The organism is Aquabacterium sp. TM01, assembly GCF_057808345.1.
This window is the reverse complement of record NZ_AP046529.1, coordinates 783,986-807,715: the sequence shown is the minus strand read 5'-3', so window position 1 is coordinate 807,715 and position 23,730 is coordinate 783,986. Positions and strand designations below refer to the sequence as shown.

Annotated in this window: 31 protein-coding genes and 2 tRNA genes; 13 read left to right on the top strand and 20 right to left on the bottom strand. The window is 63.9% G+C overall.

Annotated features, from left to right (window positions below):
* Window positions 1-10: 10 nt before the first annotated feature.
* The 13 genes from AC3WW4_RS03735 (at window position 11) to AC3WW4_RS03675 (ending at window position 12,109) form a co-directional block, all read left to right on the top strand.
* Complete coding sequence (locus AC3WW4_RS03735) at window positions 11-355, top strand: winged helix-turn-helix domain-containing protein (RefSeq protein ID WP_488827040.1); 345 nt, start codon at window positions 11-13, stop codon at window positions 353-355.
* A 47-nt stretch (window positions 356-402) separates the two neighbouring features.
* Window positions 403-3,387 (top strand): ATP-binding protein, encoded by a 2,985-nt coding sequence (locus tag AC3WW4_RS03730; RefSeq protein ID WP_488827039.1) that lies wholly within the window; start codon window positions 403-405, stop codon window positions 3,385-3,387.
* A 126-nt stretch (window positions 3,388-3,513) separates the two neighbouring features.
* Window positions 3,514-3,879 (top strand): HPF/RaiA family ribosome-associated protein, encoded by a 366-nt coding sequence (locus AC3WW4_RS03725; RefSeq protein ID WP_488827038.1) that lies wholly within the window; start codon window positions 3,514-3,516, stop codon window positions 3,877-3,879.
* Entirely contained in the window at window positions 3,876-4,151 is a 276-nt protein-coding gene (locus AC3WW4_RS03720) for a DnaJ domain-containing protein (protein ID WP_422198855.1), read from the top strand. Before AC3WW4_RS03725 ends, AC3WW4_RS03720 begins: the two co-directional genes overlap by 4 nt.
* A gap of 7 nt (window positions 4,152-4,158) precedes the next feature.
* On the top strand, window positions 4,159-4,704 hold the full coding sequence (locus AC3WW4_RS03715; RefSeq protein WP_488827037.1) for a hypothetical protein: 546 nt from the start codon (window positions 4,159-4,161) through the stop codon (window positions 4,702-4,704).
* A gap of 3 nt (window positions 4,705-4,707) precedes the next feature.
* Window positions 4,708-5,460 (top strand): hypothetical protein, encoded by a 753-nt coding sequence (locus tag AC3WW4_RS03710; RefSeq protein ID WP_488827036.1) that lies wholly within the window; start codon window positions 4,708-4,710, stop codon window positions 5,458-5,460.
* Complete coding sequence (locus AC3WW4_RS03705) at window positions 5,460-6,692, top strand: hypothetical protein (protein ID WP_488827035.1); 1,233 nt, start codon at window positions 5,460-5,462, stop codon at window positions 6,690-6,692. Before AC3WW4_RS03710 ends, AC3WW4_RS03705 begins: the two co-directional genes overlap by 1 nt.
* A gap of 75 nt (window positions 6,693-6,767) precedes the next feature.
* Complete coding sequence (locus AC3WW4_RS03700) at window positions 6,768-7,217, top strand: hypothetical protein (protein ID WP_488827034.1); 450 nt, start codon at window positions 6,768-6,770, stop codon at window positions 7,215-7,217.
* 147 nt (window positions 7,218-7,364) lie between these two features.
* Complete coding sequence (locus AC3WW4_RS03695) at window positions 7,365-8,672, top strand: OmpP1/FadL family transporter (protein WP_488827033.1); 1,308 nt, start codon at window positions 7,365-7,367, stop codon at window positions 8,670-8,672.
* A gap of 85 nt (window positions 8,673-8,757) precedes the next feature.
* Window positions 8,758-9,198 (top strand): YeeE/YedE family protein, encoded by a 441-nt coding sequence (locus AC3WW4_RS03690; protein WP_488827032.1) that lies wholly within the window; start codon window positions 8,758-8,760, stop codon window positions 9,196-9,198.
* A 20-nt stretch (window positions 9,199-9,218) separates the two neighbouring features.
* Window positions 9,219-9,641 carry a DUF6691 family protein gene (locus AC3WW4_RS03685; RefSeq protein ID WP_488827031.1) on the top strand — a complete coding sequence of 141 codons (423 nt, stop codon included), beginning with the start codon at window positions 9,219-9,221 and terminating at the stop codon, window positions 9,639-9,641.
* 103 nt (window positions 9,642-9,744) lie between these two features.
* On the top strand, window positions 9,745-10,956 hold the full coding sequence (locus AC3WW4_RS03680) for an acetyl-CoA C-acyltransferase (protein ID WP_488827030.1): 1,212 nt from the start codon (window positions 9,745-9,747) through the stop codon (window positions 10,954-10,956).
* A gap of 13 nt (window positions 10,957-10,969) precedes the next feature.
* A complete protein-coding gene (locus AC3WW4_RS03675) occupies window positions 10,970-12,109 on the top strand; it encodes an acyl-CoA dehydrogenase family protein (RefSeq protein ID WP_488827029.1) in 1,140 nt (379 codons plus the stop codon).
* Between the two features lie 71 nt (window positions 12,110-12,180).
* Here the strand turns inward: AC3WW4_RS03675 and AC3WW4_RS03670 are convergent.
* From AC3WW4_RS03670 to tldD, 20 genes are all read right to left on the bottom strand, one after another.
* Window positions 12,181-12,257 (bottom strand) — tRNA-Met (locus AC3WW4_RS03670).
* Window positions 12,258-12,378: 121 nt separating this feature from the next.
* Window positions 12,379-12,455 (bottom strand) — tRNA-Met (locus tag AC3WW4_RS03665).
* 200 nt (window positions 12,456-12,655) lie between these two features.
* Window positions 12,656-13,045, bottom strand: a complete 390-nt coding sequence (rplQ, locus tag AC3WW4_RS03660) for a 50S ribosomal protein L17 (RefSeq protein WP_320362190.1) — start codon at window positions 13,043-13,045, stop codon at window positions 12,656-12,658.
* Between the two features lie 96 nt (window positions 13,046-13,141).
* Entirely contained in the window at window positions 13,142-14,128 is a 987-nt protein-coding gene (locus tag AC3WW4_RS03655) for a DNA-directed RNA polymerase subunit alpha (RefSeq protein ID WP_488827028.1), read from the bottom strand.
* Between the two features lie 142 nt (window positions 14,129-14,270).
* Window positions 14,271-14,894 carry a 30S ribosomal protein S4 gene (gene rpsD, locus AC3WW4_RS03650; protein ID WP_488827027.1) on the bottom strand — a complete coding sequence of 208 codons (624 nt, stop codon included), beginning with the start codon at window positions 14,892-14,894 and terminating at the stop codon, window positions 14,271-14,273.
* 282 nt (window positions 14,895-15,176) lie between these two features.
* On the bottom strand, window positions 15,177-15,581 hold the full coding sequence (gene rpsK, locus AC3WW4_RS03645; RefSeq protein WP_320362193.1) for a 30S ribosomal protein S11: 405 nt from the start codon (window positions 15,579-15,581) through the stop codon (window positions 15,177-15,179).
* A 35-nt stretch (window positions 15,582-15,616) separates the two neighbouring features.
* Complete coding sequence (gene rpsM / locus AC3WW4_RS03640; RefSeq protein ID WP_300157544.1) at window positions 15,617-15,979, bottom strand: 30S ribosomal protein S13; 363 nt, start codon at window positions 15,977-15,979, stop codon at window positions 15,617-15,619.
* Between the two features lie 41 nt (window positions 15,980-16,020).
* On the bottom strand, window positions 16,021-16,134 hold the full coding sequence (gene rpmJ, locus AC3WW4_RS03635; protein WP_035036301.1) for a 50S ribosomal protein L36: 114 nt from the start codon (window positions 16,132-16,134) through the stop codon (window positions 16,021-16,023).
* Between the two features lie 313 nt (window positions 16,135-16,447).
* Window positions 16,448-17,758 (bottom strand): preprotein translocase subunit SecY, encoded by a 1,311-nt coding sequence (gene secY, locus AC3WW4_RS03630; RefSeq protein ID WP_488827026.1) that lies wholly within the window; start codon window positions 17,756-17,758, stop codon window positions 16,448-16,450.
* 44 nt (window positions 17,759-17,802) lie between these two features.
* Window positions 17,803-18,237 carry a 50S ribosomal protein L15 gene (gene rplO / locus AC3WW4_RS03625; protein WP_488827025.1) on the bottom strand — a complete coding sequence of 145 codons (435 nt, stop codon included), beginning with the start codon at window positions 18,235-18,237 and terminating at the stop codon, window positions 17,803-17,805.
* Between the two features lie 23 nt (window positions 18,238-18,260).
* Entirely contained in the window at window positions 18,261-18,443 is a 183-nt protein-coding gene (rpmD, locus tag AC3WW4_RS03620; protein WP_306563604.1) for a 50S ribosomal protein L30, read from the bottom strand.
* Window positions 18,444-18,459: 16 nt separating this feature from the next.
* Entirely contained in the window at window positions 18,460-18,978 is a 519-nt protein-coding gene (gene rpsE, locus AC3WW4_RS03615; protein WP_300157552.1) for a 30S ribosomal protein S5, read from the bottom strand.
* 29 nt (window positions 18,979-19,007) lie between these two features.
* Window positions 19,008-19,370, bottom strand: coding sequence for a 50S ribosomal protein L18 (gene rplR / locus AC3WW4_RS03610; protein WP_488827024.1), 363 nt, complete (start codon window positions 19,368-19,370; stop codon window positions 19,008-19,010).
* Window positions 19,371-19,384: 14 nt separating this feature from the next.
* Entirely contained in the window at window positions 19,385-19,918 is a 534-nt protein-coding gene (gene rplF, locus AC3WW4_RS03605) for a 50S ribosomal protein L6 (protein ID WP_488827023.1), read from the bottom strand.
* Between the two features lie 16 nt (window positions 19,919-19,934).
* A complete protein-coding gene (gene rpsH, locus AC3WW4_RS03600; protein WP_300157557.1) occupies window positions 19,935-20,330 on the bottom strand; it encodes a 30S ribosomal protein S8 in 396 nt (131 codons plus the stop codon).
* 30 nt (window positions 20,331-20,360) lie between these two features.
* Window positions 20,361-20,666 (bottom strand): 30S ribosomal protein S14, encoded by a 306-nt coding sequence (rpsN, locus tag AC3WW4_RS03595; RefSeq protein WP_300157559.1) that lies wholly within the window; start codon window positions 20,664-20,666, stop codon window positions 20,361-20,363.
* Window positions 20,667-20,674: 8 nt separating this feature from the next.
* A complete protein-coding gene (rplE, locus tag AC3WW4_RS03590; protein WP_300157561.1) occupies window positions 20,675-21,226 on the bottom strand; it encodes a 50S ribosomal protein L5 in 552 nt (183 codons plus the stop codon).
* Between the two features lie 8 nt (window positions 21,227-21,234).
* Window positions 21,235-21,552, bottom strand: coding sequence for a 50S ribosomal protein L24 (gene rplX, locus AC3WW4_RS03585; RefSeq protein ID WP_300157563.1), 318 nt, complete (start codon window positions 21,550-21,552; stop codon window positions 21,235-21,237).
* A gap of 30 nt (window positions 21,553-21,582) precedes the next feature.
* Window positions 21,583-21,951 (bottom strand): 50S ribosomal protein L14, encoded by a 369-nt coding sequence (rplN, locus tag AC3WW4_RS03580; protein WP_290727977.1) that lies wholly within the window; start codon window positions 21,949-21,951, stop codon window positions 21,583-21,585.
* Window positions 21,952-22,256: 305 nt separating this feature from the next.
* Window positions 22,257-23,717, bottom strand: coding sequence for a metalloprotease TldD (tldD, locus tag AC3WW4_RS03575; protein WP_488827022.1), 1,461 nt, complete (start codon window positions 23,715-23,717; stop codon window positions 22,257-22,259).
* Window positions 23,718-23,730: the final 13 nt, after the last annotated feature.

Below are 23,730 nucleotides of genomic sequence, written 5' to 3'. Positions count from 1 at the left end.
CCCCCCCGCCGTGACCCGCCCTGCCGACATCTACCTGCGTTTTCTGAAGCTGGCTGAAGCCGTGCGCGGCCTGCCCAGCCTGCCGCCGCTGGACCCCCTGGAAGAGCAGATCCTGCAGTTGGTGGCCCGCACCAACCAGGCCCAGGAGCGTCTGTGCGTACGCGACCTGATCGGCACGGCCGAACTGGGCTCGCCTGCCACCTTGCATTCGCGCCTGAAGTCCATGCGCGCCAAGGGCTGGATCACCCTGGCCGACACCGAAGACGCCCGCCGCAAGCAGGTGGAGCTGACCTCCGCGGCCCTGACGCACTTCGACAAGCTGTCAGAGTGCCTGGTGCAGGCCACGCGCCCGTGAAGCGGTTGGCGCCCCCTGGCGCCCCCGACCGGATCGCTTCGGCGCCCATGAGCCCTGCCCGCGCCACCTCCGAGCCCTTCGTCACCGACACCCTGCGGCAGCGCCTGCGCTTGGCGCTGCCTTTGCTGCTGCTCACCGGGCTGATCGCGGTCATGGGGGTGTTCGCCTATCGGTCGCTGGCCGATGAGATCCGCAGCGAAACCCACCGCACCCTCACCGTCATCGCCGAGCAGAAAACCCTGCAGATCGAGGACCTGCTCGACGAGATCCGTGCCGATGCGCGCGTGAATTTCGCCGGGCGTTCGCGGCTGGAAGACCTGTTCGCACAGTGGCTGTCCAGCGGACGTCGCAACCCGGCCCTGCTCACCGAGATGCAGGCCTTGGCCCGCGAGGGGGTGCGCGTCAAAGGCTGGCAAGGCTTGGCGGTGCTCGACGCCCAAGGGCGCCCGGCCTTTGTCGCCGGCCAGGCCGACCTCACCCCCCACACCGCACTGATCGCCGACATCCTGCGGCGCCCCCGCATCGAACTGGTCAACCTGCACCGCACCGCACAGGGCGGTGTGCAGTTCGGCGTGCTCGCCCCCATCGGCTCGGGCGCGCAAGGCACCCTGGGGGTGGCCTACCTGAGCTGGAGCGCCGCCCAGACCCTCTACCCCTTGGTGAGCACCTGGCCCGTGCCCACCCGCACGGCCGAAACCTATCTGGTGCAGCGTGAGGACGCGCAGGTGCGCTTCGTGACGCCGCTGCGCCATCGCCCGCAAGCCGAGCTGTCCCTCACCGAACCCTTGAACACCCCCGCGCTGCCAGCTGGCCGGGCCGCGCAAGGCGAGCGCGGCATCCTGTCGGGCGGGCGGGACTACCGCGACGTGCCCGTGCTGGCCTACGCTTCGGCCGTGCAAGGCACCCCTTGGCTGATGCTGGCCGAGATCGATGAGCGCGAGGCCTATGCCGGCATCCGCAACATGGCGTGGGCCACCAGCATCGTGATGGGTCTGGGCCTGTTGCTGGTGTACTCGGTGGCCTTCCAGGCTTGGCGCCGCTCCCGCCAACAGCAGGAGTTGCAGACGCTGCAGGCCCGCCAACTGGCGGAATCGCGTTTTCGCGTCATCTTCGAGCAGGCCCCGCTGGGCGTGGCCCTGGTCGATTCCCTGAGCGGCCTGCTGCTGGAGGTCAACCGCCGCCTGTCCGACATCATCGGCGTCGCCCCCGAGGACCTGATCGGCGTTGATCCGCAGCGCTACACCCATCCCGACGACCAGCAGATCTCCCAGGCCCACATCGCGGCCTTGAAAGCGGGAGGGCTGGCCAGCCACACCTTCACCAAGCGCTATGTGCGCCCCGAGGGCACAGTGGTGTGGGCCAGCGTGACCGGTGCCCCGATCCAGGTGGACGCCTCGGATGCGCCGCGCCACCTCTTCATCGTCGAAGACATCAGCGAGCGCAAACGCCACGAGCGTGAGCTGCGCGAGGCGACCGAAGCCGCCGAAGCGGCCAATGCCGCCAAGAGCGAGTTCCTGGCGCACATGAGCCACGAGATCCGCACACCCATGAACGCGGTACTGGGCCTGGCCCAGGTGCTGGAGCGCGAGCCCCTGCCCGAGCACCAGCGCGACATGGTGGCCCGCATCCGCACGGCAGGCCAGTCGCTGCTGGCCCTCCTCAATGACGTGCTCGACCTCTCCAAGATCGAGGCCGGTCAGCTGCGCCTGGAACCACGCCCCTTCGACCTGTCCAGCCTGCTGGCCAGCCTGGACAGCCTGATGGGCCAGCTCGCTCGCGCCAAGGGCCTGACGCTGCGCCTGATCGCGCCCGCCACGCCCCTGGGCCCCCTGCTGGGCGATGGTCTGCGCCTGGAACAGGTGCTCTTCAACCTCACTGGCAACGCCATCAAGTTCACCGAGCACGGCGAGGTCACCGTCACCGTGCGCGTCAGCGACGCAACGGACCAGCAGCTGCGCCTGTGCTTCGAAGTGAGCGACACCGGCATCGGCATCACCCCGCAGGCCATCGACCGTCTGTTTGCACCGTTCACCCAGGCCGACGGCGGCATTGGCCGGCGCTTTGGCGGCACTGGCCTGGGCCTGTCCATCTGCAAACGCCTGGTCGAGCTGATGGACGGCGAGATCGGCGTGCACAGTGAAGCGGGCCGCGGCAGCACCTTCTGGTTCTCGCTGCCGCTGCCGCGCGCCAGCGCCGACGTCGTCGAAGCCCTACACGCACCGACCACGGTGGCGGCCGCCTCGGGCCCGCGCCTGGTCGGCGCCCAGGTGCTGGTGGTGGACGACAGTGCCATGAACCGCGACCTGGTCGAACGCGCCCTGCGCCTGGAAGGGGCCACCGCCACCCTCGCGGCCGATGGCCAGCAGGCCGTGCAGATCCTGCGCACCCGCCCGCAAGGCTTCGACGCCGTGCTCATGGACGTGCAGATGCCCGTGATGGACGGCCTGACCGCCACGCGCCTGATCCGCGACGAGTTGGGCCAACACACCTTGCCCATCATCGCCTTCACCGCCGGCGTGCGCGACGACCAGCAGGCCGCCGCCCGTGCGGCCGGCGCCAACGACGTGCTGCCCAAGCCCATGGACCTGGATCAGATGGCCCTCGTGCTGGCCGCCTGGATCGCTCCGCCACCCACACAGACCGCCGCCGTGCCCACGCCGCCCCCGGACCTCCCTCTCGACAGCGACCACGAATTCCCGGACATCGAAGGCATCGACCGCAAGCGTGCCTCGCAGCGCCTGGGCGGCGACCGCGACATGTTCATCGACCTGCTCAAGATGTTCGTGGCCGAATACGCCGACGCCGTGCCCCGCACCCGCGCCGATCTGGATGCGGGCGAGCGCGTGCAAGCCGCCCGGCGCATGCACACCATGCGCAGCAGCGCAGGCTTTCTGTGCGCCCTGGACGTGATGGACGCCGCCGGCGACGTCGAAGACGCTATCGGCGCGGAAGATGACAGCTTGGCGCCCGCCTTGGCCGAGTTGGCGCGCACCCTGAGTTTGCTGCTGGACGCCAGCGCCCCCTGGCGCTGATGCGGCCCACCCCTGGGCTTGCAGTCCCGCATTTGGCCCATACTTGAGTTGTTGCAGACGCTGCGGCGCGCGCAACCCCAGGCCCTTGGCCCAGGGTTTCCTTTTCTTGAACCAGTGAGTCCTACCATGCAAGTTTTGCTGCACACCGACAAGAACATCGACGGCGGCGTCCGCACGGCCGAATACCTCGAAACCCTGGCCCAGGACGAACTGCACCGTTTCGGCGAACACATCACCCGCCTGGAAGCCCATCTGGCCGACGCCAACAGCCACGCCAAGGCCAACAAGGACGACATCCACTGCACACTGGAAGCCCACGTCAAGGGCCTGCAGCCCGTCGTCGTGAAGGACCACGCCGCCAACGCCCACCAGGCCATCCACGGCGCCATGGACAAGCTCAAGCGCGCCGTGGGCACCGCCCTGGAGAAACACGCTCCCCGCCGTGACGCCACCCTGGCCGCGCCGGATGCGGACGACACCGCCAACGCATGAGCGACCACTACGCCGCCCTCGGGGTGGCGCCCAGCGCCCCGCTGGCCGAGATCAAGAAGGCCTTTCGCCAGCAGGCGGCGCTGTACCACCCTGACCGCAATCCCTCGCCCGATGCACCAGCCCGTTTCCGGGCCGTGCAACAGGCCTACGACGTGCTGTCCGACCCGGACAAGCGCCAGGCCTACGACGACAATCGGCGTCGCAACCTGCTTGATGACCCGCTCGAAACCGCGCAGGACATCTGGCAAGCCTATTTCCGCACCCTGATCTGACCCCGACGTGAGCCTCTCCCCCTTCTTCCTGCAACTGCGCTCGGCCTACCAGGCTGAACTCGATGACCTCACCTCCGACTCGGAGGGACGTGGCGTGCTGCGCCAACGTCTGGCCGAGAAGCGCCAGGAGCTGGGCTTTCTGGTCAAGATGATCGAGATCAGCCCCGAGATGGTGGCCGTGGTCTTCCACCAGGCCTTCCGCTTCGTGCAACCAGCCGTGCTCGAACACCTGATCTGCCAGGACGCCGATGACCTGCCCGACTGGGACGCCATCGCCGACGCCGTCGAGCTGGCCCCCTGGGCCCAGGAACTGGTTGACACCATCCTGACCGAGCCCGCCGGCCCCTGGTTCATGACCCTGGCCGCCGCGCTGGAGTACATGCACGCCCGCCCGGGCCGCGCCAGCGACGAGGGCGGCGACGACACGGACGATGAAGACCGTGAAGACGCCGACGAAGACCGCGACGATGATGGCGACGACGCCGACCAGCGCGCCCGCGACGAAGCCGGCGCCGACTGGCTGTCCGACCAAGGCTTCGACCGCAAAGACTGAGACATGAGCCAACACCTTGCCCTCATCACGAAAACCCAGAGCCTGATCGCCGCCGGTGACATCGTCGGCGCCGAATCGGCGCTGTCCGAACTGGCCGACACCGAAGGCGACGGCGCGCTGATGGTCGTGCTCGACCAGCTGCCCCCCAAGGACGTGCTGGCCGTGATCCGCGAGTTCGACACCTCCAAAGAATCGGTCGTCAACCTCGTCATCACGCCCGAGCAGTTCGCCCGCGCCGTCGTGATCGAAAAGCGCTACAAGGACCTCAGCCACACCCACCTGCGCGGCATGGTCAACTCGGTCATCTTCCGTGAAGACGCCGACGCGCTCGCCTTCCTCAACGCCCTGGCCGCCATCGAAGGCGGTGCCGAGGCCCTGGCCAACTACTTCTCCGAAAAGTGGAGCCGCATCGAGGCCTTCGCCCGCACCGGCCGCTTTGACGCGGTCGACGACGATGGCGAGATCCTCAGCGAGAGCGACCTGATGGCCTCGGCCTACGCCCGCCCCGTGCTCGACCACGACGAAGTCGCCGACCAGGACTGGATGGAGCTGGCCTGGCTGATGCGCTACGAGTGCCCCGACCTGTTCACCGAGATGCTGCTGGTGCTGCGCGCCAAGGTGCGCGCCTTCGAATCCGGTCGCCCCGAGTTCGAAGACGACGAGGACGAAGACCGCAACAAGGTGGAAACCAGCGAGACCGATTTCGGTCGCGTCACCACCGTGGTGCTGGACTCGGACGACGAATCGGCCATCTGATGTCGGACGCCCCGCTCGCCCCACCCGCTGGCGTCTCGCTGTATGACGCCCGGCCGTTCTTCGAAAAGGCCCTGCAGTACGGCATGCAGCACGGCCTGATCAACCAGGCCAAGCTCGACGAGATCGGCCGCAGCGCGCCCAAAGGCATGGTGCAGATCGCCGCCTACTTCGGCAGCGAGTTCCTGCGCCCCGAGCTCGAGCGTGCCCGCGACCGCATCGTCAACCTGGTGAGCCTGTACCTGGAAGACAGCTGCCAGGGCGACCTGCGCCGTGCCGCCGAATCGCTGCGCGACCACAGCTTCCTGTCGCGCTCCAAGGGCGGCTCCGACATGCTCAAGCGGCTCATCGTCATGCCGCAGACCAGTCACTTCGGCATGAACGAGCGCCAGGACTTCTCCGACGTTCACATCCCGCAACTGGCCAAGTGGACGCTGCGCCCCCTGGCCGACTACCGGGCCGAGCTGGCACGCCGCAGCCACGCCGCCGCGCTGATGGCCGCCGCCGAGTGGCTGGCCGAAGACCTGGGCCTGGACGAGGATGAGCTGAGCGACGCCGGCCCCGAGGCCGAAGCTGTCATCCGCACCGCCTTGCTGGTGCTCAGCACCGGCCACACAGAGATGCCTGACTGGCGCGCCCTGGGCCACATCGTGCTCCAACTGCGCCAACGCCATGGCAGCGATGGCAGCGCCATCCGCATCACCCTGCCGCCCGAACTGCCCGTCCCGCTGCACGCGGTCGTGGAAGAAGTGCGCCAAAGCCTGCTGGCCGACCTGCCGAAAATGCTCGACGCGGCCACGCCCATCCGCAAGCTCTTCCAGCAGACCCCAGCCTTCATGGGTCGCTATTTCTGGCTCAACAGCGGCCTGGCCGAGGTCGACCAGCACGAGCGCAGCGCATCGGCCACCTGGAAGAAGGTCACCGCCGGCAACGACGACGAAGCCGCGCTGCTCACCCTCTTCTTGTGTGTCGCCGCTGGCAGCCCGCCCAAGACCCTGCTGACCGACCGCACCGCTGGCACCCTGATCCGCAAGATCCGCAAGACGGGGCTGAGCCCGGAACTGGCCAGCCAGTACATTCAGGCCCACGCCCCGGCTGCCTACCAGGCCGACTACCTCAAGCTGTGGCAAAGTTTCCTCGACGAGGCCCGTGCCACACTGACCAGCGACGCGGAGGGATCCCTGCAAAGCGCCCTGGCGCTGTTGCGGCGCGAATGCCACGTCAAGGTCAGCTAGCGTTCTGCGGATGTCCACCGGGAGCCCAGGGTGCGCGTTGAAGATCATGTGCCTCACATTGCTCCCCCACCTGCCATGCGCCTCCTGAGCCTGCTCCTTGCCAGCCTGACCTTGACCGGCAGCGCCCTTGCCGCGCAGCCGTCCAGCGATACCGCCTTCTACCTCGAAGCCTCGGACTGCACGGCCGGTTTCAAGGACCGCGTGGTGCAACACCTCAAGCAGCCCCCCTCGGACAAACGCAACCAGGCCATCATGAGAGACACCGAACACGGTTTCGTGTTCATCGGCGTGGCCTACAAGAAGGGCCTGCGCAACCCCGAGGCCGACCAGATGCTCAAGGCCGCGGAAGCCCGCTGGAGCCAGCTCGCCCCCGCCCTGCAAAGCAGCCGCCTGGCCCGCTGCACCCAGCAGGCCGATCAGCTGATGGCCGACGTGTCCGGGCTGGAGCGCTTCCTGGTGCGCAACCGCGCCCAGGCCCGCGTGGACAAACTGCTGGCCAAGGAACAGCGTGCCAAGGCGCCTTGAAACATTCCCTCCTCGCTCAACGCATTCTTTATGCGCCAAACGCATAAAGACATTGCGAAATCGTCGTTTGTGACATGACGCATTGTCGGTACAGTCGGGCCTCGACACCCCAACCCGTACCCGTACAAGCTTTAGAGGATGACGTTCATGTCCCAGCTCTTCTCCGCTTCGCCCTTGCGCGCCGCCACCCTCGCCGCCCTGTGCGCGGCCGCCCTGCCGCAATCGGCCCTGGCCACCAACGGCTACTTCTCGCACGGCTACGGCGTCAAATCGCAAGCGATCGCTGGCGTGGGCATCGCCCTGCCGCAAGACGGACTGACCGCCGCTACCAACCCAGCCGGCACGGCCTTCACGGGTGACCGTCTCGACGTGGGCGTGAACCTGTTCAACCCGAGCCGGAGTGCGGAGATCACCGGCAACTCTGCCACGTTCCCTGATGGAAGTGGCGGTTCTTTCACGACGAGCTTGGATGGCAAGTACAGCGCCGACGGCCGCGACTTCTTCCTGATCCCCGAGTTCGGCTACACCCGCCAGATCAACCCGCAACTGAGCGTGGGTCTGGCCGTGTACGGCAACGGCGGCATGAACACCAGCTACAACACCAGTCCATTCACCGGGTTCGGTGAGCAAGGCCCCACCAAGATGAACCTGGAGCAGCTGTTCATCTCGCCTTCGGTGGCCTGGAAGGCCACGCCCGATCACGTGTTCGGGGCTGCCTTGAACCTGGCCCATCAACGCTTCTCGATCCGAGGCCTCAGCCCCTTCACCCAACCGGGGTACAGCGAGTCCTCCGGCAATGTCCACAATCAGGGCACCGACACCTCCAACGGCGTCGGCGTGCGGCTGGGCTGGATCGGCCAGATTGCCCCGCAATGGCGCTTGGGCGCCACCTGGGCCTCCAAGATCCAGGGTCGCTTCGACAAGTACAAAGGCCTGTTCGCCGAGCAAGGTGGCTTCGACATCCCTGCCAACTACGGTGTCGGTGTGTCGTGGCAGCCCACTCAAGACTGGACCCTCGGCCTCGACTACCAGGTGATCGAGCTGAGCGATGTGAAGTCCATCGGTCACCCGCTGAGCAAGTTCGCCACACAGCAACTTGGTGGCAGCGACGGCCCTGGTTTCGGCTGGAAGGACGTCAAGGTCGTCAAGCTCGGCGTCATCCATCAGCTCAACGATGCCTGGACCCTGCGCGCCGGCTACAGCCACGCCACCCAGCCCATCCCCAAGAGCGAGACCTTCTTCAACATCCTCGCCCCGGGCGTGGTGCAAGACCACCTGACCGCCGGCTTCACCTGGAAGGCCAGCGCCAACAGCGAGTGGAGCGCGCACTACAGCCACGCCTTCGAGAAGGCCGTCAAGGGGCCCGGCGCAATCCCCGCCAATTTTGGTGGAGGTGATGCCAACATCCGCCTTAAGGAAGACATCATCGGTGTATCGTACGGCTGGAAGTTCTGAAGCTCATCTTCTGAGCCACGCCCTCTGACACACCGGCAGACCGCCCCCGCGGTCTGCCGGTGTCCTGCATTTCTGGAGTCCATTCATGAGTTCATTCACCCCTGTCTCGGGACTGATCGGCGGCCTGCTGATCGGTGCTTCGGCCGTGGTGCTGCTGGCGGGCACAGGCCGCATCGCCGGCATCAGCAACATCGCGCACGGCCTGGTCGATGCCTGGCGCACCCATCAGGCCCGCCGCGTCTGGCTGTGGCGCCTGCTGTTCCTGCTCGGCATGGTCGGCGGCAGCTGGGCCTGGTTCGCCTTCACCGGCCGCACAGCCAACCCTCGTGCGGACATCTCCCCCGTGCTGCTGATCGTGGCCGGCCTGCTGGTCGGCTATGGCACCTCGCTGGGCAACGGCTGCACCAGCGGCCATGGCGTGTGCGGCCTGGGCCGCCTGTCGCTGCGCTCGCTGGCCGCAACCGGCGTCTTCATGGTCACCGGTGTCGCCACCGTCTTTGTCACCCGCCACCTGCTCGGCCTGTGAGCCGTCCGGAGAACCTCATCATGATGCAACCCCTTGTGAGCCTGGTGGCCGGTGTCGTGTTCGGCCTGGGCCTGGCCGTCGCCGAGATGACCAACCCCTTGAAGGTGCTCGACTTCCTCGATCTGGCCGGCAACTGGGACCCCAGCCTAGCCTTTGTCATGGGTGGCGCGGTGCTGATGACCTTGGTGTCTTTTCGCTTCGTCCTGCGCCGTCCAGTGCCCCTGTACGGCGACCGCTTTCACCTGCCCACGTTGACCCAGCTCGACCGCAAGTTGCTCGGCGGCGCCGCACTGTTCGGCATCGGTTGGGGACTGGTCGGCTACTGCCCCGGCCCCGCCCTGGCCACCCTCCTGTCCGGCAACAGCGAAACCTGGTTGTTCGTCCCCGCCATGCTGGTGGGCGGTGCCCTGCAGCGTTGGCAAAGCCGGCGCAGCGAGGGCTGAGCACCGGGTTTCACAGACCCTCACAGGCTGACATACTGGCAGACATCCTCGTCGACAGGCGCCCTCCGGGGCGCCTCGTCACATCCACACCCAGGAGACGCTCATGCCCGCCACCCTCAGCCCCACCGTCGACCCCATCGTCATCGTCAGTGCTGCCCGCACGCCCTTGGGTGCGTTTCAAGGCAGCCTCGCCAGCCTGAGTGCCCCGCAACTCGGCGCCCAGGCCATCGCCGCCGCCCTTACCCGCAGCTGCCTGCCCCCGCAGGCCATCGACGAAGTGCTGATGGGCTGCGTGCTCCCCGCCGGACTCGGCCAGGCGCCCGCCCGTCAGGCCTCGCTCGATGCCGGCCTGCCCCTGTCCACCGGCTGCACCACCATCAGCAAGGTCTGCGGCTCCGGCATGAAGGCCACCATGCTCGGCCACGACCTGCTCCTGGCCGGCAGCGCCCAGGCCGTCGTGGTCGGCGGCATGGAATCCATGAGCAACGCGCCCTACCTGCTCCTCAAGGCGCGCAGCGGCCAGCGCCTGGGCCACGGCCAGATGATCGACCACATGTTCTTCGATGGACTGGAAGACCACTACAGCGCCGTCACCCGAGGTCGCCTGATGGGCACCTTTGCCGAAGACTGCGCGCGCCACTACGGCTTCACCCGCGAAGCCCAGGACGCCTACGCCGTGACCTCCACCACCCGGGCCCAAGCCGCCCTCCGTGACGGTCATTTCGAGTGGGAGACCACACCGGTCACCGTGACCGGACGCCAAGGTGACACCGTGGTGCAGCAAGACGAACAACCGCCCAAGGCCCAGATCGACAAAATCGCCCAGCTCAAGCCGGCTTTCGCCAAGGATGGCACCGTCACTGCCGCCAACTCCAGCTCCATCTCCGACGGCGCCGCCGCCCTGGTGCTGATGCGCCAGTCTGCAGCCCAATCTCAGGGCCTCACGCCGCTGGCCGTGATCCGTGGCCACGCCACCCACGCGCAAGAGCCTGCCTGGTTCACCACGGCCCCGGTGGGCGCCATGCGCGCCCTGCTCAACCGTCTGAACTGGACCACCCAAGACGTGGACCTCTGGGAAATCAACGAAGCCTTTGCGGTGGTCACCATGGCCGCCATGCACGAGCTGCAACTGCCTCACGAGCGGGTCAATGTCCACGGCGGTGCCTGCGCCCTCGGTCACCCCATCGGCGCCTCGGGTGCGCGCATCCTGGTGACACTCCTGGGCGCCCTGCGCCAACGGGGCCTGCAGCGCGGCGTGGCCAGCCTGTGCATCGGCGGCGGCGAGGCCACGGCCATCGCCATCGAGCGCCTGTGAAAGGCACCACCGCATGATCCTCAACCATGAACAGACCCTGCTGCGCGACACCCTGCGCGCCTTCGCCCGCGAGCGCCTAGCCCCCCACGCCGCCGACTGGGACCGCCACCACACCTTTCCCACCGACGCCCTGAAGGAACTCGGCACTCTGGGCGTCATGGGCATGACCGTGCCCGAGGCCTATGGTGGCGCCGCCCTGGACTACATGAGCCTCGTGCTGGCCATTGAAGAGATCGCCGCCGGTGATGGCGCCACCTCCACCATCGTCAGCGTCCAGAACTCGCTGCCATGTGGCATCACCGCCAAGTACGGCAGCGAAGCCCAAAAGCAGCGCTGGCTGGTCCCGCTCGCCAAGGGCGAGGCCCTGGGCTGCTTCTGCCTGACCGAACCTCACGTGGGCTCCGACGCCTCGGCCATCCGCACCAGCGCCACCCTGGACGGTGATCACTGGGTGCTCAACGGCGTCAAACAGTTCATCACTACCGGCAAGCACGCCGATGTCGCCATCGTGTTGGCCGTGACCGACAAGAGCGCCGGCAAAAAGGGCATCTCCTGTTTCCTCGTGCCCACCGCCACCCCCGGCTACATCGTCGCCCGCATCGAAGACAAACTCGGCCAGCGCGCCAGCGACACCGCGCAGATCATCTTCGAGAACTGCCGTGTCCCGCTCGACGCGATCGTCGGTGCCCCCGGCGAAGGCTACCGCATCGCCCTGTCCCAAGTCGAAGCCGGGCGCATCGGGATTGCCGCGCAGTGCATCGGCATGGCCCGTGCCGCGCTGGACGCCGCACTCGCCTACGCACGCCAACGCGAGTCCTTCGGCAAGCCGCTCATCGAACATCAGGCCGTCAGCTTCCGCCTCGCCGACATGGCCACCCAGGTCGATGCCGCGCGCCTGATGGTCTGGCGCGCCGCGCAACTGAAAGATGCCGGCCTGCCCTGTCTGACCGAAGCCTCGATGGCCAAGCTGTTTGCGTCCGAGATGGCCGAGAAAGTGGCGTCCGACGCCATCCAGATTCATGGCGGCTATGGCTATGTGAGTGACTTTCCGGTCGAGCGCATTTACCGGGACGTGCGCGTCTGCCAAATCTACGAAGGCGCCAGCGACATCCAGCGCCTCGTGATCGGGCGGGCCCTGGCCCAAGCAGGCTGAACGCCGCCCCAGCACAGCACCAACGATGCTGTGCCAACGAAAAAAGGCCCTCTTGAGAGGGCCTTTGAACTTGGTTGCGGGGGCCGGATTTGAACCGACGACCTTTGGGTTATGAGCCCAACGAGCTACCAGACTGCTCCACCCCGCGACAGAGGTGACGCGCCAGAAGCAACTTCTGACTTCACGATGCGAGCCCGGGGGCCGCACCATGCACTGGATTGTGAAAAGCTGTTTTGATCAAACAACTTCTCAAGGCTTTCGCCAAATTTTGGTTGCGGGGGCCGGATTTGAACCAACGACCTTTGGGTTATGAGCCCAACGAGCTACCAGACTGCTCCACCCCGCGACAGAGAAAGCTATTATGGCACAACTTATCCCGTTTGACCAGCAGCGCCCGAAAAAAGGTCGAAAGGTCTCGCGCCGCGTTCAAACCGAACCTTCACTCGTGCCCTGATGCACCCGTCGCTGCGGTGAAAACCGTTGAGCCAAGAAAAAACCCGCCACGCTTGCACGTGACGGGCTTCAGGGCGTCAAACGCCAGCGTGCTTATTCAGCAGCGGCTTCGACAGCAGCTTCTTCGGTGCGCTCAACCAGCTCCATGTAGGCCATCGGAGCGTTGTCGCCCACGCGGAAGCCCATCTTCAGGATGCGGGTGTAGCCGCCAGGACGCTTGGCAAAGCGCGGGCCCAGCACGTTGAACAGCTTGACGACGTTGTCGCGGTTACGCAGACGGTCAAACGCCAGACGCTTGTTGGCGACGGTCGGCTCCTTGGCCAGGGTGATCAGCGGCTCGACAACGCGGCGCAGTTCCTTGGCCTTGGGGACGGTGGTCTTGATGGCTTCGTGCTCGATGAGCGAGTTGGCCATGTTGCGCAGCATCGCCAGACGGTGCGACGAAGTGCGGTTGAGTTTACGGAGTCCGTGTCCATGACGCATGGTGCTAGTCCTTTCTTACTTATAAAAACCGACGGCCGTTTCAAGGTACCGCCGGGTGCACCGCGTGACCCAAGATGGATCACGCACTTTCAAAAATCAACGCTTGTCCAGGCCTTGAGGAGGCCAGGCTTCCAGGCGCGAGCCCAGGGCCAGACCACGCGAGGCCAGCACTTCCTTGATCTCGTTGAGCGACTTGCGACCCAGGTTCGGGGTCTTGAGCAGCTCGGTCTCGGTACGCTGGATCAGGTCGCCGATGTAGTAGATGTTCTCGGCCTTCAGGCAGTTGGCCGAACGCACGGTCAACTCCAGCTCGTCCACCGGACGCAGCAGGATCGGATCGAACACGGCGCTGGACTTCGGCGCATCGATCAGCGTCTGCAGATCGTTGCCTTCCAGGTGTGCGAACGCAGCCAACTGCTCCACCAAGATCTTGGCCGAAGCACGGATCGACTCTTCCGGCGTGATGGCGCCGTTGGTTTCGATTTCCATGACCAGCTTGTCCAGGTCGGTACGCTGTTCCACACGGGCGCTTTCGACCGTGTAGCTCACGCGGCGAACCGGCGAGAACGAGGCATCCAGCACGATGCGGCCGATGGCCTTGCTGCTTTCCTCGCCATAGCGACGGATGTTACCCGGCACATAACCACGGCCCTTTTCGACCTTGATCTGCATGTCGAGCTTGCCACCTTGCGACAGGTGGGCAATCACGTGACCCGGGTTGATGATCTCGACGTCGTGCGGCGTCTGGATGTCGGCGGCCGTCACCGGACCTTCGCCATCCTTGCGCAGCACCAGCGTGACTTCGTCACGGTTGTGCAGACGGAACACCACACCCTTGAGGTTCAGCATGATGTGAACCACATCTTCCTGAACGCCATCAATGGCGGAGTACTCGTGCAGGACGCCAGCGATCGTGACTTCCGTAGGCGCGAAACCGACCATCGACGACAGCAGCACGCGACGCAGCGCGTTGCCCAGGGTGTGACCATAGCCGCGCTCGAACGGTTCGAGCGTGACCTTGGCACGGTTACCGCCCAGCGGTTCCACCTGAATGGCTTTGGGTTTCAGCAAATTGGTTTGCATGAGGTCTTCCTGTCAATACCCTCGGCTCGTTACACCGATAAGGCCGCTGGACCAACCGGAGCGGCTGCTCCGGCCCTGAAATACAAATGCACAAGGCCGCACAACACGACGCAATGCCGTGCAGTGCAGCCTGTGGCGTGCATTAACGAGAATACAGTTCGACGATCAACGATTCGTTGATGTCAGAGCCGAACTCGTCACGGTCCGGGCTCTTCTTGAACACACCTTCGAGCTTGGTGCCGTCGACCTGAACCCAGCCGGGCATGCCGATGGACTCGGCCAGCTTGAATGCTTCCTGAACGCGAACTTGCTTCTTGGCCTTTTCGCGCACGGCAACCACGTCACCGGTCTTGACCAGGAAGGACGGGATGTTCACGACTTGACCGTTCACGACCACACCCTTGTGGCCCACCAACTGGCGAGCTTCGGCGCGGGTGGAGGCAAAGCCCATGCGATAGACGACGTTGTCGAGACGCGATTCCAGCAGGCCCAGCAGGTTGGCACCGGTGTTGCCCTTGCGGCGCTCGGCTTCAGCGAAGTAGCGGCGGAATTGCTTTTCCAGCACGCCATACATGCGCTTGACCTTCTGCTTTTCGCGCAATTGCAGACCGAAGTCGGAGGTGCGCGAACCAGAGGTGCGACCGTGTTGACCGGGCTTGGTGTCGAACTTGGCCTTGTCGCTGATGGGGCGACGGGCGCTCTTCAAAAATAGGTCGGTGCCTTCACGGCGGGCCAGCTTGGCCTTGGGTCCGAGGTAACGTGCCACTTTAGGTGTCCTTGTAATCTGTCTGACGTCAGCGAAGGGCCGACGCGAGTCTGGCGGCGATGTACACCAGCACAGACGGTGGGCTTATCGGCTACGGCCCGGGCGCCAAAACGCCACGACCGCGCAACCGCAAAGAGCCTGCCATTATAGCAAGCGAGCTGTCATCTCCGAACACACCGAACGGCGCGTCAGAAATACGCAACGAAACAACCTCGCCGACCATGTCACCATGACCTGCGAGGTGTGGAGCGGCCTGCCGACAAGGCAAGCCTGCAAATCACATCAGATGCGACGACGCTTCTGAGGACGGCAGCCGTTGTGCGGCACGGGCGTCACGTCAGAGATCGAAGCGATGCGGATGCCCAGCGATGCCAGGGCGCGCACCGACGATTCGCGACCAGGACCGGGGCCCTTGATCTCGACATCGAGGTTCTTGATGCCTTGCTCCTGAGCTGCGCGACCTGCCACTTCAGCAGCCACCTGGGCAGCGAACGGCGTGGACTTACGCGAGCCCTTGAAGCCTTGACCACCAGACGAAGCCCAAGACAGGGAGTTCCCCTGACGGTCCGTGATGGTGATGATGGTGTTGTTGAAGGATGCGTGCACGTGGGCAATACCGTCAGCAATGTTCTTGCGGACCTTCTTGCTCACACGACGTGCAGCGCTGTTCGCAGGTGCTTTAGCCATGATTTATCTCTCTTGAACTCAGTCGCTTAGCCTGATCACTTCTTGCCAGCGATCGCCTTACGCGGACCCTTGCGAGTGCGAGCGTTAGTGCGAGTGCGTTGGCCACGAAGGGGCAGACCACGACGGTGACGGAAGCCGCGATAGCAGCCCAGATCCATCAGTCGCTTGATGTTCATCGAGAGCTCGCGGCGCAGGTCACCTTCAATGGTGAGCTTGCCCACTTCTTCCCGAATCTTTTCCAGGTCGCCGTCGGTCAATTCCTTGATCTTCTTGTTGAAGGGAATGCCGGCCGCCGAGCAGATTTTCTGCGCGGTGGTGCGACCAATGCCGTAGATCGAAGTCAGACCGATTTCGGTATGCTTGTGCGGCGGAATGTTGATGCCAGCAATACGTGCCATAACTGTCCTCTGAACGCTTGTGTCGTCGCCAGGTCAGGCGGTTAGCCTTGACGCTGCTTGTGACGCGGGTCGGTGCAAATCACGCGAACCACGCCCTTGCGGCGGATGATTTTGCAATTACGGCACATCTTCTTGACGGATGCCGAGACTTTCATGGTCTTCTCCTGAACCGTTGATCTCTCAACGGAAATTCGCCCACGTTTCCGGGGTCAACTAATTCAAGCTCACTTCGCCCGGAACACGATGCGAGCACGACTCAAAACGCACGGCAAGCAGTCAACGTCACTTTTGGCCAGAGCAATCCGCGATTGTAATGCAAAAGCGCGACGCTTGGAAGTGATGCAGCCTGCTGGCCTCATCAAAACTGTGTTGAAAGAGCACGTCCACCTGATTGAGGTGTCGCAACCCTGACTCAACCAGGTGAACCGGTCACCTGGCCCTTCATCGCACCAGACCAGCTGATGCGGTTCAGTTCGACTTGAAACTTGCCTTCTTCAGCAGCGAGTCATACTGCTGAGACATGACATAGGACTGAACCTGCGCCCAGAAATCCATCGTGACGACCACGATGATGAGCAGCGAGGTGCCACCAAAATAGAACGGAACGTTGTACTTGAGCACGAGGAACTCGGGCAGCAGACACACGGCCGTGATGTACACCGCACCCACCAGAGTCAGACGGCCGAGGATCTTGTCGATGTATCGGGCAGTCTGGTCACCGGGGCGGATACCAGGAATGAAAGCACCGCTCTTCTTCAGGTTGTCTGCGGTTTCACGGCTGTTGAACACCAGCGCCGTGTAGAAGAAGCAGAAGAAGACGATCGCAACAGAATACAAAAGAACGTAGATCGGCTGGCCTGGCGACAACATCCCGGCGATGTCCTTCAACCAGCGCATGCTGTCGCCGGTGGCGAACCAGCCCACAGCCGTCGTCGGCAAGAGGATGATCGAAGAAGCGAAGATCGGTGGGATCACGCCAGCCATGTTGATCTTCAAAGGCAGGTGCGAAGACTGACCACCGTACACACGGTTGCCAACCTGACGCTTGGCGTAGTTGACCAGGATCTTGCGCTGACCCCGCTCGACGAACACCACCAGATAGGTGACCAGAACCACCAGCGCCAGGATGAAGATGGCTGCCGGGATGCTCATGGCACCGGTGCGGATCAGCTCGAACAGACCACCCATGGCAGAGGGCAGGCCCGCAGCGATACCGCCAAAAATCAGGATCGAAATACCGTTGCCCAGACCGCGTTCGGTGATTTGCTCACCCAGCCACATGAGGAACATGGTGCCCGCAGTCAGGCTGATCACCGCAGTCATGCGGAAACCAAAACCAGGATCGATCACCAGACCGGCTGTGCCTTCCAGGGCGACGGCAATGCCGAAGGACTGGAACAAGGCCAAGCCCAGCGTCGCAAAACGCGTGTACTGGGTGATCTTGCGGCGACCGGCCTCACCTTCCTTTTTCAAGGCTTCGAGGGTCGGCACCACATAGCCCATCATCTGCATGATGATGGACGCGGAAATGTAGGGCATGATGCCCAGCGCGAACACGGTGAAGCGCGAAAGCGCACCGCCCGAGAACATGTTGAACAGACTCAGGATGCCGCCTTGCTGGCCCTTGAACAACTGTTGCAGCTGCGCCGGGTCGATACCGGGCACGGGGATATGCGCCCCGATACGGTAGACAACCAAGGCGAGCAGCAGGAAGACCAAGCGACGTTGCAGGTCGCCGTACTTACCGCTTTGAGCCAGTTGTGTGGGAGAAGTTGCCACGCTGAGTCCGTTCTCTGTCTTAAGTTCGCGCAGTGTTCGTTGGCTTATTCAGCCAGCGAGCCACCTGCAGCTTCGATTGCAACCTTGGCGCCGGCGGTAGCGCCGATACCCTTGAGCACAACCTTGGACGACAGTTCGCCCGACTTGATCACCTTGACCACCTTGGCGATCTGGGGGATCAGGCCAGCTTGCTTGAGCGACAGGACGTCGACTTCAGCCGCGCCCAGAGCTTGCAGCTCGGACAGGGTGATTTCGGCGTTGTACTTCAGCAGATGCGACTTGAAGCCACGCTTGGGCAGGCGACGTTGCAAAGGCATTTGACCGCCTTCGAAACCGACCTTGTGGTAGCCGCCCGAACGCGACTTCTGACCCTTGTGACCGCGACCAGCGGTCTTGCCCAGGCCAGAGCCGATGCCACGACCGACACGGCGCTTGGCATGCTTGGCACCTGCGGAGGGCTTGATGCTATTGAGTTCCATGGTGTTCCCCAGTGTCAAAGTGCTTACAGCACCACGACCATGTAGCTGATCTTGTTGATCATGCCGCGGACAGCAGGCGTGTCTTCCAGGACAGACGTGCTGTTCATGCCACGCAGACCCAGACCACGCACAGTGGCGCGGTGATCGGCACGGGTGCCGATCGGGCTACGCACCAGCTTGACGGTGACAGTTTTCTTTTCGCTCATCTCAGCTCTCCCGCGATCAGTTGAAGATGTCTTCAACGTTCAGACCGCGCTTGGCAGCGACTTCGGCCGGGGTCGTCGCCTTGTTGAGGGCGTCGAACGTGGCGCGAACCATGTTGTAAGGGTTGCTCGAACCGAGGCTCTTGGCCACGATGTCGGTCACGCCCATCACTTCAAACACAGCGCGCATCGGGCCGCCAGCGATGATGCCGGTACCGGCGGGAGCCGGAGCCAGCAGCACCTTGGCTGCACCGTGTTCGCCACGGATGTTGTGGTGCACGGAACCGTTCTTGAGCGAGACCTTGACCATGTTGCGACGGGCTTGGTCCATCGCTTTTTGCACGGCCAGAGGCACTTCACGCGCCTTACCCTTGCCCATGCCAACGCGGCCATCGCCGTCGCCGACCACGGTCAGAGCTGCGAAGCCCATGATCCGACCGCCCTTGACCACTTTGGTCACGCGGTTCACCTGGATCATTTTCTCGCGCAGACCGTCGTCGCGACCTTCGTCCGCTACCTTGGGTTGAAACTTAGCCATTTGAAATTCCTTCCGGTTGCAGACGCGGCTTAGAACTGAAGACCGGCTTCACGCGCGGCTTCAGCCAAGGCCTTCACACGACCGTGATACTGGTATCCAGCGCGGTCGAAAGCGACCTTCTCGACGCCAGCAGCCTTGGCCTTCTCGGCGATGCGCTTGCCAATCAAGGTCGCTGCAGCGGTGTTGCTGCCAGCAGCCTTGAGTTGTTCGCGCACTTCCTTTTCGGCGGTCGAGGCGGTGGCCAGGACCTTGCTGCCGTCGCCAGAAATCACGCTGGCGTAGATGTGCAGGTTGGTGCGGAAGACCGTCAGACGCACTGCGCCTTGCAGGGCGATGCGGGCACGCGTCTGGCGTGCGCGACGCAGGCGCTGTTCCTTCTTGCTTGTTGCCATGATGAATCAGCTCCTTACTTCTTCTTGGTCTCTTTGATGACCACACGCTCTTCTGCGTACCGAATACCCTTGCCCTTGTAGGGCTCAGGCGGACGGAAGGCACGAATTTCGGCGGCAATCTGACCAACCACTTGACGATCGGAACCCTTGATCAGGATTTCGGTCGGGGTGGGCGTCTCAACCTTGATGCCTGCAGGCATGTCTTTCACCACAGGGTGAGAGAAACCGATTTGCAGGTTCAGTTTTTGGCCCTGGGCCTGGGCACGGAAGCCCACGCCAACCAGGTTCAGCTTCTTCTCGAAACCCTTGCTGACACCGTTGACGGTGTTGTTCAGCAGGGCACGGATCGTGCCGGACATGGCGTTAGCGGCCACGGAATCATTGGCAGGCGCCACCTTCAACACACCGGCGTCGTTTGTCACGACAACCAGGCTGTTGGAGGGCAGGCTCAGCGTACCGAGGCTGCCTTTGACGGTGACTGCAGCTGGGGTGATCTGGACGTCCACACCTTGAGGGACGGAGATCGGCATTTTTCCAACGCGGGACATTGCGATTCCTCCTCGATTAGGCGACGTAGCAGAGCACTTCGCCACCGATGCCGGCAGCGCGAGCCTTGCGGTCGGTCATGACACCCTTGGGGGTGGTCACGATCGCAACACCCAGGCCATTCATGACCTGAGGGATGGCGTGACGGCCCTTGTAGATGCGCAGACCGGGGCGGGACACACGCTCGATGCGCTCGATGACCGGACGGCCAGCGTAGTACTTCAGCGAAATTTCCAACGTGGGCTTTGCAGCCTCACCGGTGACGGCGAAACCGTCGATGTAGCCTTCGTCCTTCAGGACCTGGGCAATCGCGACTTTCAGCTTTGACGACGGCATGGCCACGCCGGTCTTGGAGACCATTTGGGCGTTGCGAATGCGTGTCAGCATGTCGGCGATGGGATCACTCATGCTCATGGGATAACTCCTGTTCGTGACCTGCTGGGATTACCAGCTCGCCTTGGTGACACCGGGGATGTCGCCAGCGAAAGCCAATTCACGGATCTTGCTGCGACCCAGACCAAATTGACGGAAGGTGCCACGTGGGCGACCAGTCAGACCGCAACGAGCGCGCAGACGGGTCGGGTTGGCATTGCGGGGCAGCTTTTGCAGTTCCAGACGGGCGAGGTAACGCTCTTCGTCGGACTTCTTGGCATCATTGCTGATGGCCTTCAGTTCGGCGTACTTCTGAGCGTACTTGGCAACCAGTTGTTCGCGTTTTGCTTCGCGCTGCTTGAGGGATACTTTAGCCACGATGTACCTCAGTTCTTGAACGGGAACTTGAAAGCAGCCAGCAGAGCCTTCGCTTCGTCGTCGGACTTGGCCGTCGTCGTGATGCTGATGTTCAGACCACGGATGGCATCGATCTTGTCGTATTCGATTTCCGGGAAAATGATCTGTTCCTTGACACCGACGTTGTAGTTACCACGACCGTCGAAGGAACGACCCGAGATACCGCGGAAGTCACGAACGCGAGGCAGCGAGATGGTGACGAAACGGTCCAGGAATTCGAACATGGTGGCACCGCGCAGGGTGACCATGCAGCCGATGGGCATGTTTTCGCGGATCTTGAAACCGGCGATGGGCTTGCGCGACATGGTGACCACGGGCTTTTGGCCAGCGATCTTGGTCAGGTCGCCGACGGCGTGTTCCATGACCTTCTTGTCCGACACGGCTTCCGAGACACCCATGTTCAGGGTGATCTTGGACAGACGCGGCACTTCCATGATCGACTTGTAGCCGAACTTGGCCATCAGGTCGGGAACGACCTTTTCGCGGTAAAACTGCTGCAGGCGAGCTTGTGTTTGAGCCATGTTTGACCTCAAGCCTTGATTTCTTCGCCGCTGGACTTGAAGACGCGCACTTTCTTGCCGTCAGCCAGGAGCTTGATACCGACGCGGTCAGCCTTGCCAGAAGCAGGGTTGAAAATTGCCACGTTGGACTGATGAATGGGCATGGTCTTGTCAACGATGCCGCCGGTGGTGCCCTTCAGAGGGTTCGGCTTGACGTGCTTTTTGGCAACGTTCACACCTTCGACCAACAGATGGTCGACATCCACGCGAGCGGAGACGGTGCCACGCTTGCCTTTGTCACGGCCGGTCAGAACAATGACCTGGTCGCCTGTCTTGAGCTTGTTCATAAAAGCGGTCCTTTGCGTTACGCCGAGGGGTTACAGAACCTCGGGAGCCAGCGACACGATCTTCATGAAGCGCTCGCTACGCAGTTCACGCGTCACGGGGCCGAAGATGCGGGTGCCGATCGGCTCCAGCTTGGCGTTCAGCAGCACGGCGGCATTGCCATCAAACTTCACCAGGGAGCCGTCAGGACGACGGACACCCTTGGCAGTGCGGACGACCACAGCGCTGTAAACCTCGCCTTTTTTGACGCGACCACGCGGAGCAGCTTCTTTGATGCTGACCTTGATGATGTCGCCAATACCGGCGTAACGACGCTTTGAGCCACCGAGCACCTTGATGCACATGACGCTCTTAGCACCCGTGTTGTCAGCGACGTCAAGTCGCGATTGCATTTGGATCATGGTGTACCCCAACTTGGCCCGATCGGCTGCGCAAACCACTTACGCAACAACGAACGGTCAGTCTTGGGCCCGTAGAACGGGCGGATCTGAACAAGCAAACAACTCCGAGAGTCCTGCCGCAGCGCGTGCCAGTTGCAATTTGAGTCTTGCAGCAAGCCAGCGAGGGTAACCAGGCCAGAATTGATCGCTTGAACAGCGAAGCCTTGCATTATGCCTGAAGCCGTGACGAGGGGTCAAGTACTTCTCGCATAAAAAATCACAAGGGCGAAACACCCCCGCGCCACACGGCGCCGGGATGGGAAAACTCAGGCGGTGCCGCCCACCGTCAGACCGTCGATGCGCAGGGTGGGCTGACCGACGCCGACCGGCACGCTCTGCCCTTCCTTGCCGCAGGTGCCCACGCCGGGGTCCAGGGCGAGGTCGTTGCCGATCATGCTGACGCGGGTCATGGCGTCGGGGCCGTTGCCGATGAGGGTGGCGCCCTTGACGGGGTACTGGATCTTGCCGTTTTCGACCCAGTAGGCCTCGGAGGCGGAGAAGACGAACTTGCCGCTGGTGATGTCGACCTGGCCGCCGCCGAAATTGACGGCGTACAGACCCCGGTCGATGGAGGCGACGATTTCCTGCGGGTCCTTGTCGCCGGCCAGCATGTAGGTGTTGGTCATGCGCGGCATGGGCAGGTGGGCGTAGCTTTCACGGCGACCGTTGCCGGTGGGCGCGGTCTTCATCAGGCGGGCGTTGGTGGCGTCCTGCATGTAGTTGCGCAGGATGCCGTCTTCGATGAGGACAGTGCGCTGGGTAGCGTGGCCTTCGTCGTCGATGTTGAGCGAGCCACGGCGGTCCGGGAGCGTGCCGTCATCCAGGATGGTGACGCCCTTGGCCGCGACGCGCTGGCCGATGCGACCGGAGAAGACGCTGGAGCCCTTGCGGTTGAAGTCGCCCTCCAGGCCGTGGCCGACGGCTTCGTGCAGCAGGATGCCGGGCCAGCCGTTGCCCAGGACCACGGTCATCTCGCCAGCCGGCGCGGGGCGGGCTTCGAGGTTGACCAGTGCGGCGTGCACGGCCTGGTCCACATAGGTTTGGGTGACGGCCTGGCTGAAGTAGCTGAGGTCGTAGCGGCCACCGCCACCGGCGGAGCCGACTTCGCGGCGGCCATGCTGTTCGGCGATGACGGTGAGGGACAGGCGGATCAGGGGGCGCACGTCGGCGGCCAGGGTGCCGTCGGCACGGGCGACCATGACGACGTCGTATTCACAGCCGAGACCGGCCATGACCTGCACGATGCGGGGGTCCTTGGCGCGGGCGCGGCGCTCGACGTCTTCGAGGAGGGCGACCTTGGCGGCGCTGTCGAGCGAGGCGATGGGGTCGAAGGACGGGTAGAGGGTGCGGCTGGGGGCGATGCGGGGCTCGCCCACTTTCACCTTGCGGCTCTGGCCGGCAGCGGCGATGGTGCGCACGGTGCGGGCGGCGTCGAGCAGCGCGGCTTCGGAGATGTCGTCGGAGTAGGCGAAGGCGGTCTTCTCGCCGGAGATGGCGCGCACGCCGACGCCCTGGTCGATGCCGAAGCTGCCGGACTTGACGATGCCCTCTTCCAGGCTCCAGCCTTCGCTGCGGGTGTACTGGAAGTAGAGGTCGGCATCGTCCACGCGGTGGTCGGTGATGACCCGCAGGGCTTTGAGCAGGGTGGACTCGTCCAGCTGGTAAGGCGCAAGCAGCAGCTCGCGGGCAGTCTGGAGGCGGGCGATGGTGGCGTCAACGGCGATCATATGGGCGCATTGT